This is a genomic window from Promineifilum sp. (SeqCode) (assembly GCF_041918635.1).
Classification (GTDB): domain Bacteria; phylum Chloroflexota; class Anaerolineae; order Promineifilales; family Promineifilaceae; genus Promineifilum.
Genome location: NZ_JAYRVJ010000249.1, coordinates 1 through 16,215 on the forward strand (window position 1 = coordinate 1; position 16,215 = coordinate 16,215).

The 16,215-nt window shown below is 63.9% G+C and carries 8 protein-coding genes and 1 pseudogene; 7 read left to right on the top strand and 2 right to left on the bottom strand.

Annotated features, from left to right (window positions below):
• Both ACE3UY_RS08385 and ACE3UY_RS08390 read right to left on the bottom strand, forming a co-directional pair.
• Positions 1-1,152, bottom strand: a pseudogene (locus ACE3UY_RS08385) (hypothetical protein); the annotation flags it as partial.
• Positions 1,153-1,196: 44 nt separating this feature from the next.
• Positions 1,197-2,249 (bottom strand): universal stress protein, encoded by a 1,053-nt coding sequence (locus tag ACE3UY_RS08390; protein WP_374687090.1) that lies wholly within the window; start codon positions 2,247-2,249, stop codon positions 1,197-1,199.
• A 498-nt stretch (positions 2,250-2,747) separates the two neighbouring features.
• On the opposite strand from ACE3UY_RS08390, the gene ACE3UY_RS08395 reads away from it, so the two are divergent.
• The 7 genes from ACE3UY_RS08395 (at position 2,748) to ACE3UY_RS08425 (ending at position 15,841) form a co-directional block, all read left to right on the top strand.
• Entirely contained in the window at positions 2,748-5,873 is a 3,126-nt protein-coding gene (locus ACE3UY_RS08395) for an efflux RND transporter permease subunit (RefSeq protein WP_374687091.1), read from the top strand.
• A 102-nt stretch (positions 5,874-5,975) separates the two neighbouring features.
• On the top strand, positions 5,976-6,752 hold the full coding sequence (locus ACE3UY_RS08400) for a hypothetical protein (protein WP_374687092.1): 777 nt from the start codon (positions 5,976-5,978) through the stop codon (positions 6,750-6,752).
• Entirely contained in the window at positions 6,749-9,898 is a 3,150-nt protein-coding gene (locus ACE3UY_RS08405; protein ID WP_374687093.1) for an efflux RND transporter permease subunit, read from the top strand. Before ACE3UY_RS08400 ends, ACE3UY_RS08405 begins: the two co-directional genes overlap by 4 nt.
• Before the next feature lie 298 nt (positions 9,899-10,196).
• The gene (locus tag ACE3UY_RS08410; protein WP_374687094.1) at positions 10,197-10,988 is read left to right on the top strand and encodes a hypothetical protein; all 792 of its coding nucleotides are present in this window, start codon (positions 10,197-10,199) and stop codon (positions 10,986-10,988) included.
• 257 nt (positions 10,989-11,245) lie between these two features.
• The gene (locus ACE3UY_RS08415; protein WP_374687095.1) at positions 11,246-12,247 is read left to right on the top strand and encodes a hypothetical protein; all 1,002 of its coding nucleotides are present in this window, start codon (positions 11,246-11,248) and stop codon (positions 12,245-12,247) included.
• A gap of 67 nt (positions 12,248-12,314) precedes the next feature.
• Positions 12,315-13,817: a peptidoglycan-binding protein gene (locus ACE3UY_RS08420; RefSeq protein WP_374687096.1), complete on the top strand. Its 1,503-nt coding sequence runs from the start codon at positions 12,315-12,317 to the stop codon at positions 13,815-13,817.
• The gene (locus ACE3UY_RS08425) at positions 13,814-15,841 is read left to right on the top strand and encodes an ATP-binding cassette domain-containing protein (RefSeq protein ID WP_374687097.1); all 2,028 of its coding nucleotides are present in this window, start codon (positions 13,814-13,816) and stop codon (positions 15,839-15,841) included. The genes ACE3UY_RS08420 and ACE3UY_RS08425 overlap by 4 nt, the downstream gene beginning before the upstream one ends.
• The last annotated feature ends 374 nt before the right edge of the window (positions 15,842-16,215 follow it).

Sequence of the window (16,215 nt, forward strand, 5' to 3'; positions counted from 1 at the left end):
GATAAGCGCCGTCATCGCCAGCGCGCCGCCCATGTAAACGAGCGCCGGGTGGCGGTAGGCCCAGCGCCCCAGCTGACCGCGCCAGGGCGGGCGATAGCCGATCCGCTTCTCCAGCACGTCGCGGCCGGCATGGTGGATCAGGTAGTAGCCAACGTGCAGGCCAGGGGCCAGGGGCCAGGGGCCAGGGGCTGGGGAAGAGGAGGCGGCAGCAGAGGTGCTCTCCCACTCCCCCGCTCCCCCGCCCCCCTGCCCCCTTTCTCTGTTTCCCTGCTCCTGCGAAGAAGCCAGCGCGACAGCCGCCTGGGCCACGGCCAACTCGTCCAAGGCGCAGCCCTTGGCCAGCCGCTCCACCACTTTGCGATAGCGGTCGCGGGTCTCGAACTCCATCTGTTCGTAGACCCCGGCCGGGTCGCCGCGTAGCGTCTGCTCCACCGGACTGACACCCTCAAAGAACTCCTCCCAATCCTGGGTTGCCAGCAGCCGCAGGCTGAGGATGCAGTTGGCGACGAGCGTGCCATCATCCACTTCTCTAGAAACCGCGCCTCTCGGTAGAAACCCGGTTTCCAGGCCGGTCAGCCGGGCGACGACCCCGGTCAGCGCCTCCAGGATGGCGAAGCGCATCAGCAGCGGGAAGGCCCACAACTCGCCCATCGTCAGGCTGCTCCGCTCCTGGTAAGCCTGCAGGAAGCGCTCCATGCGGGCGCTATCGAGCTGGCACGCTTCGTAGAGCGCCAACTCGCGGGCCAGGGCATAGATGCGTGGGTAGCCGGTGTAGGTGAGGTCGCCGGCTGGCGTCAGGGGCAGTTCGCGGTAGAACTCGGCCGGCAGGTCTTCCTTGATCAGTCGCGCCGCCTGCTGGACAACGTAGAAGTTGTCCAGCATCCATTCGGTGGCCGGCGCGTAGGCCAAATCTTCGTCGGTGGTGGCGGCCATGCGCGCGCGCGCCTGCTCCAGCGCCCGCTCCATGTGGCGCAGGCGAGGCAGCAGGCCGCCGTCCGGCGTCCGGCCAGTAACCGAGGGCGCGGCGACCGAGGCGTGACTCTCGGCCAACTGCCGCGCCATCGCGGCCAACTGGCCGGCGATGGGTTGTGAGGACTCGATAGAATCAGTTGGATTGGGCAGCGTCGCGGACGCCGGTGCAGCTTCAAGCATAAGCAGTTAAAGCGCTTGCCGCTACGGACAAGCGGATAGTTCGATCAATCATCGGTCGCCAACCGGCCGGGGCCGCGGCCAGGCGGCAGATAAGAATCCCCGCCGGGCGCGGTATCGCCGGGCAGCAGATAGGATGGGTCGCGCGGCAAGTCCTGGTAAATCAGCAGCGGCGCGTTGCTGTAGTTAATAAGACCGGTGACGAGGTTGCCGTAGGGATAGTGGTGGGCCGCCGTCCGACCGTGGGCGGACAGGAGAACGAGATCGGCGCGCGTGTCGCGGGTCAGGTTGATCAGGGTATCGGCCGGGCTTTCGCTGACCTCGATGTGGCGCTTCACACAGGGGCCTAGCCGCTCGCAGATCTGATCCAGGTAATCGGTTGCCTCCCGCAGGTTGCGCTGCACGAACTCTTCCACCAGCGCCGTGTCCTCGGGGGTCGGCGGATGGCGGAACAGCACCGGGCTATAGACGATGTGGGCCAGAATGACCTCCAGGCCGTTGGCCTCGATGAGTTTCTGGATGATGGGCAAGACGCTCTCGGCCCGACGCGAGCCATCTAGCGGAACCAGGATGCGCTCATAATGCGCCGGTAGGATGGAGTCGGCCGGCGGCGCGATTCCCCGGGCCAGCGGGGTGAAGATGGCCTCTTCGCCCTTCCAGGTGGGGGGTGGGGCGGCGGCGGCGCGCACAATCATGACAGAACGAAAGGCGCGCATGATAATCTTCTGGACGACGGTGCTGATGTTCCATTCGCTCAGGCCGCTGCGGCCGTGGCTGCTCAGGATGATCAGATCGCAATCCTGCTCGCCGGCATAGGCGAGAATGCGTTCGGCGGCCGCGCCTTCCAACAGGGCGGCTTCAGCCAGATGATCCGTGGCCGGCCACTGGCTGCTAATCCCTTGCAAGTAACTCTGGGCCTCGGCCTTCAGCATGTGCCAGTTCAGCGGATCGACTTTGGCTTCTCCGGTTGGACCGCCCTGGTCGATGACGTGGACGAACGTCACCGTGGCGTCAAAGGCCCGGCTGATAGCCAGGGCATGGGGCAGAACACCCTCAGCCAAAGCGGACTTGTCCAGAGGCACTAGTATCCTGTTCAGCATGATTCACCTCCCGGCTCGACCGGCAGCAAACACGGTCTGGTCCCATCCATCACTACCCTTAAGCTTAGTTCTATTGTTCCATTTTGCCTATACCTTGGATATAGAGGAAAGGTCGCATCCGTTTACTCGAAAATTGCGCAGTCACGCGGGTCAACGGGCAAAAATGAGGTGTAAATTGTAATATTGATACTTGCAATTGAGAGAGAACAATTGTATACTGCGCAACAGTCGGTTTGAAAAGACGTATGTTGTGGAGAGCGACCGCAGCAGATGTTGTAATGCCATAGAACGAAGCCCACAGCCCTCCTTTTTTGTTGTGTACATCCAGTTGAATAGTTAGGCCAGAGACAGATTCTGCGCGGCCTTTCCTGCCCAAGCCTCTACAGCTCGGTCGGTGAAGGCCGCTTTTTGTTTCTCACCGGTTAGGTAGTACGCGCGGATCGGTGCCAGAAGCGGGATCGATGCGTGCATGCAGTCCAAGCGAAGGAGGTCTTAGGCATGGTACGTTCGATTGTAGAGTCTAGTCTTAAGCTGCGGTTTCTTGTCCTCGTATTGGCGACAGTATTGGTCGTTCTGGGCGTCACGCAATTGCGCAGCGCGCCGGTCGACGTTTACCCCGAGTTCAGTCCCCCGCTCGTCGAAATCCACACCGAAGCCCTCGGCCTCTCCGCCAGCGAGGTCGAATCCCTGCTCACCGTTCCCATGGAGGCCGACCTCCTGAATGGCGTCGCGTGGCTCGACCAGATCTACTCCGAGTCCGTGGCGGGACTCTCGTCCATCCTGCTCGTCTTTGAGGAGGGCACGGATCCCATCCGCGCCCGTCAGATGGTGCAGGAGCGGCTGACGCAGACGTTCGCGCTGCCCAACGTCTCCGAGCCGCCGACGATGCTCCAACCCCTCTCCACCACCAGCCGGGTCATGATGGTCGGCCTCTCGTCCGAGTCGCTGTCCCTCATCGACCTCGGCGTGCTGGCGCGTTGGAACATCAAGCCGCGCCTGATGGGCATCCCCGGCGTCGCCAACGTCGCCATCTGGGGCCAGCGCGAGCGCCAGTTGCAGGTGCAGGTCGATCCGGCCCGCCTCAACGCCGAGGGCGTCACGCTGAATCAGATCATCGAAACGACCGGCGAGGCGCTATGGGTATCCCCCCTGAGCTACCTGGAGGCTTCCCAGCCGGGAACCGCCGGCTGGATTGACACGCCCAACCAGCGGCTCAGCATCCGCCATCTGCTGCCCATCTCGTCGGCCGAAGACCTGAGCAAGGTCGCCGTTGACGACGCCAGCGGGCTGCTGTTGGGCGACGTGGCTAACGTCGTCGAGGATCACCAGCCTCTCATCGGCGAGGCTGCCCTGACCGGCGCGCCCGGCCTGCTGCTGGTCGTCGAGAAGTTCCCCGGATCCAACACGCTGGAGGTCACGCGCGACGTCGAGGCCGCCCTGGCAGCCATGCAACCCGGTCTGACCGGCGTCCAGATCGACAATACCCTCTTCCGCCCGGCCAACTACATCGAGCAGGCGCTCGGCAACCTGCGCTCGCTCGTTCTGGTCGGCGCGGCGCTGGCCGCGGTCGTATTGCTGCTCTTCCTGTGGAGTTGGCGCGCCGCCCTGGTCAGCATTCTCTCCATCGTCCTCTCCCTCACGGCGGCCATGCTGATTCTCCAGATGCGCGGCGCGACCTTCAACGTGCTGGTGCTGGCCGGCCTGGTCATCGCTCTGGGCATCATCATCGATGACGCCGTCATCGACGTGGAGAACATCCGCCGGCGCTTGCGGCAGCGACGCGAGGGCAGCGGACAGTCCATCACCTCCACCATCCTCGAGGCGTCGGCCGAAATGCGCACCCCGATCTTCTACGCCGTCGTCATCCTGGCATTGGTCATTCTGCCCGTCTTCTTCATGGGCGGTCTGGCCGGCGCGTTCTTCCGGCCGCTGGCCGTCAGCTATACGCTGGCCGTGCTGGCCTCCCTGGCTGTGGCTCTAATCATCACGCCCGCGTTAAGCCTGCTGATCATGGGCGACGGCCAGCCGATGCGGCGCGAGTCGCCCGTCGTGGCCTGGCTGCAGCGCGCCTACACCGGCTTCATGGGCCGCTTCGTCCACGCCTGGGTTCCGGCCCTCATCATCTCCGCCCTGGCGATCATCATCGGCGCGGCGGCGCTGCCGTTCCTCAACATCTCGCTGCTGCCCTCGCTCCAGCAATCCGACCTGCTCGTTGAGTGGGAAGGCCCGTCCGGCACATCGAGCGCCGAAATGTCGCGCATCTTGGCCCAGGCCAGCCGCGAGCTGCGCACCATCCCCGGCGTCGCCAACATTGGCTCCCACGTCGGCCGGGCCATCACCGGCGACCAGATCGTCGGCGTGAATTCGGGCGAGCTCTGGCTCAGTCTGGAGAGCAACGCCGACCATGACGCCACCGTCGCCGCCGTCGAAGAGGTCGTAGCCGGCTACCCTGGCTTGCTGCGCCGCGTTGAGACCTACCAGCCGGAGCGTATCGGCGAGGCTCTGCTGCCCGCCGAGCGCCAGGTGACCGTGCGCGTGTTCGGCCACGAGCTGAGCGTGCTGCGCGAGACGGCCGGAGGAGTGCAGAGCGCGCTGGCCGGCATCAGCGGCGTGTCCAACGTGCGCGCCGATTTGCCGGCTGAGGAGCCGCAGGTGGAGATCGAGGTCGACCTCGCCGCCGCCGAGCGCTACCAGGTCAAGCCCGGCGACGTGCGCCGCGCGGCGGCTACCCTGCTGTCGGGCCTGCGCGTTGGCAACCTCTACGAAGAGCAGAAAGTATTCGACGTGGTCGTCTGGGGCGTGCCCGAGATCCGCGAGAACCTGACCAGCGTGCAAGAGCTGCTGATCGACACGCCCACCGGCCTGGTTCCGCTGGAAGAACTGGCCGAGGTGCGTATCGTGCCGTCGCCGATCATCATCCGGCGCGATGCCGTTTCGCGCTTCGTGGACGTGACGGCCACGGTCGACGGTCGCTCCGTCGGCGCGGTGTCGTCGGAGATCCAGCGCCGCCTGGCCGACGTCTCCTTCCCGCTGGAGTATCACGCCGAGGTGTTGGGCGCGTCCACCATGCAGACGGTGGCCCGGCAGCGCCTCATCGGGGCCATGGTCGCCGCGGCGCTGGGTATCATCCTGCTGGTGCAGGCGGCTTCCGGCAGTTGGCAACTGGCGCTCCTGGCCTTCCTGACCTTGCCGGTGGCCCTGGTGGGCGGCCTGCTGATGGCGCTGCTGACCGGCGGCCTGTCGCTCGGCTCGCTCTTCGGCCTCTTGGCCCTGCTGGGTATCGCCACTCGCAATGGCATCATGCTGATCGCCCGCTACCAGCATCTCGAACAGACCGAAGGCGAGCCGTTCGGTCGCGAACTTGTGCTGCGTGGGGCTGCCGACCGGCTGGCGCCCATCGTCATCACGGCCCTGGCGACGGCAGCGGCCCTGCTGCCCGTGGTCGTGGCCGGCAACATCGCTGGCAGCGAGATCATCCGCCCGATGGCTATCGTCATCCTGGGTGGACTTGTCACCTCAAGCCTGCTTAACCTGTTCGTCATGCCGGCTCTCTACCTACGCTTCGGGATCAGCGCCGCGCCCGCGCCCGCGCCGGTCATGCCGGAAGAAGGCGCTCTGGCCTAGAGAATCAGGGGCCAGGGGCCAGGGGTCAGGGGCTAGGGAAGCGCGGTCTTCCCTAGTCCCTAGCCCCTAGCCCCTAGCCCCTAACACAAGAGGGGAATGAACATGAAACCTAAGATGCGGTGGATGATTGCGCTGTTGATCACTCTGTTGGCCGGCCTTGCCCTGGCGGGCTGTGGCGGATCGCCGGAGGCCGCGGCCAAGATCGAGCCGGCCGTGGTCGAACTGATTGAGGGCACCGACATGAACCGCGTGACCTTGACCGAACAGGCCGCCGCCCGGTTGGGCATTGAAACCGCCCCGCTGCGCGAGGAGACGGTCATGCGCGCCCGCACCGTGGCCGGCCAGGTGGAGGCCCTGCAGGACGCGGCGGCCAACCCCGGCACTGTGCGCGTGCGCGTGCTCCTCAACAGCAACCTGATCCAGGAGGTCGCCCGCGACCAGCCGGCGGTTGTCATGTCGGCCGAAGATGACGACAACGACGACGATGACGAGGGCGGCCTGATGGGCGAGGTGGTGGATGCGGACGACATCAATGACAACCCCGATGACGCCGACGAGGACGATGAGGCGCTCTACTACGACGTGGACAACACCAGCCAGGCCCTCGCTCCGGGTGATCAGGTGCGCGTCAAGCTTTCCATGGCCGGCAGCGGCGCGCAGGCCAAGATCGTCCCCTACTCCTCGGTCATCTACGGCCTGAACGGCGAAACCTGGGTCTACGTCAACCCCGAACCGCTGGTCTACCACCGCGAACCGGTCACAGTGGCCTACATCGACGGCGACAACGCCGTCCTGTCCGAAGGGCCGGCCGTGGGCACGCAGGTGGTGACGGTCGGCGTGGCTGAACTCTATGGCGCGGACACCGGAGTAGGCAAATGAACCTGATGCAGTGGATCGTCGCCAAGAGCCTGCGCTTTCGCTACCTGGTGATCTTCGCCGCAGCGATCCTCATGCTCTTCGGCATTAGCCAGATCGTCAACCTGCCGGTGGACGTCTTTCCGGAGTTCGCACCGCCCAAGGTGGAAATCCAGACGCCCTCCATTGGCTTGTCGTCGGCCGAGGTTGAATCGCTGGTGACCGTCCCGCTGGAGGAGGCGCTCAACGGCATCCCCGGCCTGGACATCATGCGCTCCAAGTCGGTCGAGCAGTTGTCGTCGATCGTGTTGATCTTTGAGACGGGCACTGACCTGGTCATCGCGCGCCAGTTGGTGCAGGAGCGGCTGTCGCTGGCGGCCCCCTCCCTGCCCACCTGGGCCGCGCCGCCGGTCATTATGCCGCCCCTCTCCTCCACCGCCCGCACTATGAAGGTCGGCATCTCCTCCGACAAGTACTCGGTCATGGAACTCTCCATGATCACCTATTGGAAGATTCGCGAGCGTCTGCTGCGCGTGCCCGGTGTGGCTAACATCGCCATCTGGGGCGAGCAGATCCAGATGAAGCAAGTGCTCGTGGATCCGTCGGAACTGGCCGCTCGCGGCGTTTCCGTAGACGAGATCGTGCAGGTCACCTCGGACGCGCTGGACGTGGGCATGGTGCAGTACTCCGGCGGCTCCATCGTCGGCACCGGCGGCTTCCTGGAGACGCCCAACCAACGGCTGCCCATCCATCTGTCCTCGCCGGTCGTCACGTCCGAAGCCCTGGCGAGCATCCCCATCAATGACCGGACGAAGGCCGACGGCTCGGCGCTGCGCCTGGGCGACGTCGCCACGATGACCGACGGCACGTGGCCGATGATCGGCGACGCCGTCATCAATGACGGCCCCGGCCTGCTGCTCATCGTCGAGAAGTTTCCCTGGGCCAATACCCTGGAGGTGACCAACGGTGTGGAAGCGGCGTTCGAAGAGATGCGCCCCGGTCTGGAGGGCATCGACATCGACACGACCATCTTCCGCCCGGCGACGTTCATCGAACTGGCCCTGGAGAACCTGATCAGCTCCCTGCTCATCGGCGCGGGCCTGGTCGTTCTGGTGCTTCTCCTGTTCCTGTGGGACTGGCGCATCGCGCTCATCAGCGCGACCATCATCCCGCTGACGGTCGTCATCACCCTGCTCGTGCTGTCGCTGATTGGCACGACGCTGAACGTGATGGTGTTGGCGGGGTTGGTCATCGCGCTGGGCGCGGTGGTGGACGACGCTATCGTCGACGTGGAGAACATCGTGCGACGCTTGCGCGAGCACCGTCGCGCCGGCAGCAACATGCCGACGGAGACCATCGTCCTGGACGCCTCCGTCGAAGTCCGCAACGCCATCGTCTACGCCTCGCTGATCGAGATGACGGCCTTGCTGCCGGTCTTCTTCCTGGAGGGCCTGTCCGGCGCGTTCTTCCGCCCGCTGGCCCAGGCCTACGTGGTCGCCACGCTGGTGTCGCCGCTGGTGGCGCTGACCGTCACCCCGGCGCTCATCCTTGTCCTGCTGTCCAACGCGCCCGTCAAGGATCGCGTGTCGCCCATCATTCCCTGGCTCCATCGCAGCTACGACTCGCTCCTGTCGCGCACGCTGATCCGGCCGCGTCTGGCCTACGTGACCACGGCCGCGCTGATGGCCGCCGGTATCATCATCTGGCCCCTGCTGGGCCAGGAGTTGCTGCCTTCCTTCAAGGAACGCGACTTCCTGATGCACTGGCTGACCAAGCCCGGCACGTCCCACCCCGAAATGGTGCGCATCTCGACCGAGGCCTGTAAGGAACTGCGCGAGATACCGGGGGTGCGCAACTGCGGCTCCCACATCGGGCAGGCCCTGCTCATGGATGAGGTCTACGGCATCTACTTCGGCGAGAACTGGATCAGCGTCGATCCGTCGGTCGATTACGATGAGACGCTGGCCTCCGTCCAGTCCATGGTCGATGGCTACCCCGGCCTCTACCGCGACGTGCAGACCTACCTGAAGGAGCGCATCCGCGAAGTGCTGACCGGCTCCAGCCATCCCATCGTCATCCGCATCTTCGGCAGCGACTTGAATGTCCTGCGCGAGAAAGCGGCCGAGATCGAGGAGAAGATCTCGCAAGTCGATGGGTTGGTCGAGCCGCACGTCGAGCTTCTGCTGGACATCCCACAGATTCAGGTGGAGGTGGACCTGGCCAAAGCCGAGCAGTATGGGCTGAAGCCGGGCGACGTGCGCCGGGCGGCGGCCTACCTGATGGCCGGTGAGGAGGCGGGCGACATCCACACCGTCAACCGCACCTATGACGTGCAGGTCTGGAGCACGCCGGAGACGCGGCGCAGCGTCACCGACATCGAGCAGTTGCTCATCGACACGGCCGACGGCCGGCAAGTGCGCCTGTCCGACGTAGCCAACGTGAGCATCGTGCCCGTGCCCAACGCCATCAACCACGAGGGCCTGGCCCGCCGCATCAACGTGGAGGCCAACGTCAGCGGGCGCGACCTGGGCTCGGTGGTCGATGACGTCCGGGACGTGCTGGCCGACATCGAGTATCCGCTGGGCTACCACGCCGAACTGCTGGGCGAGCAGGCAGAGCGCGACGCGGCGCAACAGCGCATCCTGATCGCCGGCGCGGTGGCCGTGATGGTCATCATGGTGCTGCTGCGCGTATCGCTGGGCAACTGGCGGCTGGCGATCATGTCCTTCCTCAGCCTGCCGATGGCCCTGGTCGGCGGCGTGTTGGCGGCCTACTTGGCCAGCGATGGCGTGCTATCGCTCGGTTCCCTGGTTGGGTTCCTGACCATCCTGGGCGTGGCCGCTCGGAACGGCATCATGCTGATCAGCCACTACCAGCACCTGGAGGAGTTCGAGGGCGAGGCCTTCGGGCCAGAACTGGTGCGGCGCGGCGCCATCGAGCGCGTAGCCCCCATCATGATGACCGCTCTGACCGCCGGTCTGGCCCTGGTGCCGCTGGTCGTCGCCGGCAACATCCCCGGCCATGAGATCGAGCATCCGATGTCCATCGTCATCCTGGGCGGCCTGGTCACTTCGACCCTGGTCAACCTGTTCATCGTGCCGAACCTGTACCTGCGTTTCGGCAAGGGCAAAGAGCAGCCCCCCGATCAGGGCGTTATGGTTCCAGCCTGAGTGGGGAGCAGGTGGCTAAGACCGGTTACTGACTAGAGTAGACTCCTGTCCGCCGGCCACTGACCACCGTTCTGCGGTTTGAAGTATTAGCGCTACTGCCTAGACAACCCGTGAGCGTAGGAGGCTATGCTCACGGGTTGCTTATCTGTGGTTGGATCAAATAGGTTAGGACAAGGAGGATTTGATCATGTTGGGGCATCGCTCTCTGTCATTGGCGGCCACGTGCCTATTGCTACTCTTCATTTTAGCATCCTGTACTGCACCTACTACGTCAGAGATAACCCTTTCTGAGGGGGGCGTGGCTGAGCAGACCCCCGCAGCGGAGTTTGAGGATATAAGCAGCGCCCGCTTCGATAACCCGACCCGGATTGACAACAAGTGGTTACCTCTAAAGCCAGGGACGCAGTTTATCTACATGGGAACGGTTACTGAAGATGGCGAAACCATCCCATTCCGGCTGGAATTCACTGTTACCGATCTGATCAAAGAGATTGCCGGCGTGGATACGGTAGTCGCCTGGATTCTTGACTATAGTGATGGTGAACTGGTCGAGAAGGAAATCTCCTTCTATGCCCAGGACAATGACGGCAACGTCTGGTATCTGGGCGAGCACCCGGCGGAGTATGAAGATGGCAACTTCGTGACGGCCCCTACCTGGATTCATGGCTTCGCCGACGCGCAAGCGGGGATCATAATGACCGCCAAGCCGGAGGTGGGTTCGCCCAGCTTCTCCCAGGGGTGGAGTCCGTCGGTCGACTTCATGGATCGTGGTCAGGTGGCGGAGATGGGGCAGGAGACGTGCGTCTTCACGGATTGCTATAAGGACGTGCTGATCGTTGAAGAGTTCACTTTGCAAGAGCCGGGTATGTTCCAGTTGAAATACTACGCGCCCGGAGTGGGCAACGTTCGAGTCGGATGGAAGGGGTCCGATGAGAGCCAGGAGGAACTGGAACTGGTCGATATCATTCAGCTCGATCCTGAGGCTATGGCGCAGATTCGCGAGGCCGCCCTGCAACTGGAAAAAGAGGCCAACGAGTTCAGTCCAGACATCTACGGCCGAACCACGCCAATGAGCACATCGAATAACTAGATCAGGCAGCCGAAGGTAATGTGGGTTCCTCAGTTGTTTATCTAACAGGGCAATTCCTGAGCGTGATCATACCCAGGATTGCCCTGTATGGTTTCATAATCTTTTCACGTTTGTTACCTACACTGCTGTTGGTTTATCAACAGAACATTCGCGGACGACGCAGGTCTCGGAGTTTCGACTCCATCGCTGTCTTCGGCAATCTGCTTAGCCTGTGAAATCTGCGAATGCCTTTTCAATGAAGGGAGAGAAAAGTAACCATGAGAACTGTCCTGCCGTTGGCAACACGAATCATCGCTCGTAGTCTGGCGATTCATCGCCGTCCCGCAACAGGCCTTCACCTTAACCGTAGTCTTCTCGTCTTCGGCTTGCTCATGGTTCTAATACTTTCCGCTTGCGGCGGCGCAGCGGAACAAGCCGCATTGCCTCAGGAGGACGCGGCCCCGACAACCTCGACCTCCTCAGAAGAGGCGCTGCCCGGCACCGAGGAGTTTGGCCTGACCATGGAGCAACTGGTCTCCAACATCGAAACCGTCGAAGGTCTGATCGCCGATTGTATGAGCGCCGCCGGTTTTGAGTACGTCGCCGCCGACTTTGAGACCGTGCGCGCGGGTATGTTGGCCGACAAGTCGTTGCCTGGACTGAGCGAGGAAGAATTTATCAGCCAGTATGGCTTTGGCATCTCCACGCTTTACACCAATCTCGCCCCCCAGTTAGCTGACGCCATCACGCCGGCTGCCCTGGGACTGGGTAGGCAGAACATCGAGATCTTCAATAACCTCTCTCCCACCGATCAAGTCGCTTACAATCGCGCCCTCTTTGGCGAGCACCCCGACGCCACCTTCGCCGTTACGCTGGAGGGCGAGGATTTCTCGCGCACCGGCGGCTGCACGCGCGAAGCCATCACGGAGGTCTTCACCCCCGATCAGATGAACGTGACCTATATCAATCCGCTGGATAGCCTCGTCGAGCAGGACCCGCGCATGGTCACTGCCTTGGGTGAGTATGCCGATTGCATTCGTGAGGCCGGTTTCGACTACAGCCACCCCGATCAGGTGGAAGCCGATCTACACAGTCGCCTCGATGCCATTACCGAGGGCTTGGCCCCCGAGGCTCTGTCGCCTGATGCGTTCGCCGCCTTAACTGAACTCCAGGGTGAAGAGCGGGCAATTGCCTCGGTCGCCTTCGACTGTGAAGAGGAGTTTCTCACCCCGGTTGAGGAGCAGATTCTACGAGAGCTTTATGCGGCCCCTGTGCAGTAATGGGGTTCATTCACTGCCCACGTACGGGCGGGTTTGAAACCCGTCCCTACCGCTGAGTGAGATAAACATGGCTAGAAAACGCACCCTATCCCTGCTCCTGGTGTTGGCGGTCATGGTCGTGGCCGGCACGGGCAGCTGGTTTGCCGGCTCCGCCATCCAGTCGCCGGCCGAGGTAGCCGCGCGCACCGCGCCGCCGTCGCCGTCGCCCATTCTCGTGCCGGTCGAGGAGCGCGTACTCTCCGCCGACGTCATCACCCGCGGCACGGCGCGCTACGGCCTGCCACAGACCGTCGCGCTCATCCCATCGGCCCTGAAGCCCGACCTGGGGCGGATCACCACGCTGCCCGCCCGCAATACGCAGGTCAAGGAAGGGGACGTGCTGCTCACCACTTCCGGCCGGCCGCTGTTCGTCCTGGTGGGCGAGACGCCCGCCTACCGCGACCTCGTGCCCGGCGCTATCGGCCCCGATGTGCGCCAGCTGGAAAGGGCCCTGGTGCGACTGGGCTTCAACCCCGGCCGCGCCGATGGGACATATGACGAACGCACCAGTGAGGCTGTCAGCGAATGGTATAACGCCGAAGGGTGGCAGCCCTTTGGCGCGACCGCCGATCAATTGGCCAACATCCGCGCCCTGGAGGGCGAACTGGCCGCGGCTGAGAACGCCCATCTGGCCGCCCAAGAGTCCATCACGACCGCTGCCGCGGCCGTCGGCGCCGCGGTGGCCGAGATGAACGCCAACGTCAGCGCCGCCGCCGCCAACGTCAAAGCGCTCCAGGTGACCCGTGACCTGCTTTGGAGCGACTGGGCCCCCGATCAGGATCGCGCCGTCGCCGACAAGAACCTGGAGGCCGCCAAAGTCGCCGAAACCTCCGCCACCACTACCGGCCAGGCCGCCATTCGCGCCGCCCAGGAGGCCCGTCTGGCCGCCGAGCGCGAGGCCGAGGCGGCCGCCGAACGGGTCGAGCAGATCACCGCCGACCTGGTCATCGCCCGCCGCGACGCGGGGGTGAAGGTTCCCATTGACGAGTTTATCTTCCTTCCGGCCCTGCCCGTGCGCGTCGAACAACTCGAGATGGCTATTGGCGACACCATCGGCGGCCCGGTACTGAAGGTGACCAATAACCAGCTGGCGATTGACTCATCCCTTCCGCTAGACGAGGCCAAGCTGGTTCAGCCGGGCATGGCCGTCGCCATCGACGAGCCGGACTTGGGCATCAAGGCGACCGGCGTCGTCTCTCAGGTGGCCGAGAACCCGGGCACCAACGGCGTCGACGGCTTCCACATCTACTTCGAGACGCTGGTGGACGAGACGACGACCTCGCTGGAGGGCTTTTCCTTGCGCCTGACTATCCCTGTGCAATCCACGAGCGACGCCGTTCTGGTCGTGCCCATCAGCGCCCTCTCGCTCTCAGCCGACGGCAGCTCCCGGCTGCAAGTAGACCGCGATGGCGAACTGGAGTATCTGACGGTCGAGCCGGGCCTGTCAGCCGATGGTTTTGTCGCCGTCACGCCCGTCGAGGGTGAACTGACGACTGGGCAACTGGTTGTTATTGGGTTTGAGCAGCAATGACCTCGCCATACGTCCTCGAACTCAACAACGTTGGCCGCCAGTACGGCACCGAGCCGGCCGTCCACGCCCTGGTCGACGTAGACCTTTGCGTCGCCCCCGGCGAGTGGCTGGCTATCACCGGCCCCTCTGGCGCGGGCAAGTCCACCTTGCTGCACATTCTCGGCTGCCTGGACCGGCCCACCAGCGGAACCTATCTCTTTGAGGGCCTGAATACGGCCAAACTCAATGACCGCCAGCGGGCCGGGTTGCGCAGCCGGCGCATCGGCTTCGTCTTCCAGTCGTTCCATCTGCTGCCCCATCGCAGCGTCCTGGAAAACGTCATGCTGGCCGAGGTCTATCGCCGCCAGTCGCACCGCGGCCGGCGGGAGCGCGCTCTGGCCGCCCTGGAGCGGGTCGGGCTGAGCCATCGCGTCGATTATCTGCCGACCAAACTCTCCGGGGGCGAGAGGCAACGGGTGGCTGTGGCCCGCGCCCTGGTCGGCTCGCCCAGTTTACTGCTGTGCGATGAGCCGACCGGCAACCTGGATTCCAAGACGGCGGCCAGCCTGCTCGACCTGTTCGAGGAATTGAACCGCCAGGGGTTAACGCTGGTCGTCGTGACGCACGATGAGAACGTCGCCAACCGGGCCGGCCGGCGGGTGCACATCATCGATGGGCAATTGACTGACATCACCGCGGCGCGCAAGCTGACAGAGGCGCAAGAGCTGGAAGCCATGGGACAGGGGGTGGGACGAGACGAATCTGTGACGGGGGGCCAGACGCCAGAGGATCATCGCTCGTCCCCGGCGTCTGGCCCCTCGGCCCATACCCCTGTCCGGCCTCCCCGTTCCGGCATGAGCTTGCGCGATCTGTTCGAGGAAGCCATCGCCGGCATGTTCGCCCGGCCGGCGCGCATGGCGCTGACCATCCTGGGGATTGTCATCGGGCTGACGGCGCTGGTGGCGACGGTGGGTCTGTCGCGCACGGCCAACAACCGTATCGTCAGCGAGTTTGATGAGCTGGTGGCGACGGAGATGATCATCACTCCCCGCACCGGCTCCGGCGGTATCGATCCGAAGACCATCCCATGGGACGCGGCCGACCGGCTCATGCGCCTGAACGGCGTGGCTGCCGCTGGCACACTCAGTGAGGTGAACGTCGGCGACAGTCTGGTCAGCGCGTCGGCGGTGCGCGATCCGCAAGGCCAAACGGCGTTCAATCTGGCGGTCAAGGCAGCCTCGCCCGGCTTGTTTGAGGCGGTGCGGGCGACGCTGGCCGCCGGGCGCTTTCCCGATATCGGCCACTCGGAGCGGCTGGATCGCGTGGCCGTGCTCGGCCCGACGGCGGCGCAGCGGCTCAAGATCGTGGACTTGTCGCAGTTGCCGGCCATCGCCATCGGCGACCACCTGTACCTCGTCATCGGGGTGCTCAGCGACGTGGGCCGGCAACCGGATTTGCTAGGCTCGGTCATCATCCCGGAAGGCGTGGCCCGCCGCGACTTTGGGCTGGCCGGCCCTGGCGCGGTCATGGTCGAGACTGAGTTGGGCGCGGCGTCGCTGATCGCCCAGCAAACGCCACTGGCCTTGCGGCCCGACAACCCGAACACGCTGCGCATCCAGTTACCCCCGGAGCCGCGGCGGGTGCGCGATGCCGTGCAGAATGACCTCAACGTCATGTTCCTGCTGCTTGGTGGGCTGTCGCTCATCGTGGGGGCCATTGGTATCGGCAACATCACGCTCGTCTCGGTGATGGAACGGACGGGGGAGATAGGGCTGCGCCGGGCCATTGGCGCCAACCGGGGCCACATCGCGGCGCAGTTCCTGCTGGAGAGCGCTTCGATGGGGATTATTGGAGGCGTGCTGGGGGCCAGTCTGGGGCTGCTGATCGTAGTAGGTGTATCTGCCTATCAGGTCTGGACGCCAGTGCTCGACCCGTCCGTACCCTTCCTGGCCCCTGTGGTTGGTGGCACCATCGGCCTTCTATCGGGAACCTACCCCGCACTGCGTGCTGCCCGGTTGGAGCCGGTCGAAGCTTTCCGAAATTGACGCCCGCGACAATTAGCTGCATTACCTCTGGCAACAGATACTTGGCCGGATTCACGAGAATCCGGCCTTTTTGTGCTTCGTAAGACGGTTTGTAAGTGGGAAAGCTACTATAGAGTATTAACGCAATGTAAATGGCTTTGGTTGACAAACGCTTTGCTTCCTCCTATGCTTATGATGAGGGAGTAAAAAACACCCAGGGCTTACAGTCGGTAGTGTATTGGGAAACGGCTGATGTAGTGGAGTAAGGAGTAGCCGTATTGCACAGTCGCGTAGTGCCGGTAGATGTTTCTGCTTAGTAGGGTGGAAACGAAGTTGTTGTCCCATCCGGCCGATGTATTGGAACCATAGCACTTTTGCCGCTATCAGACAATTGA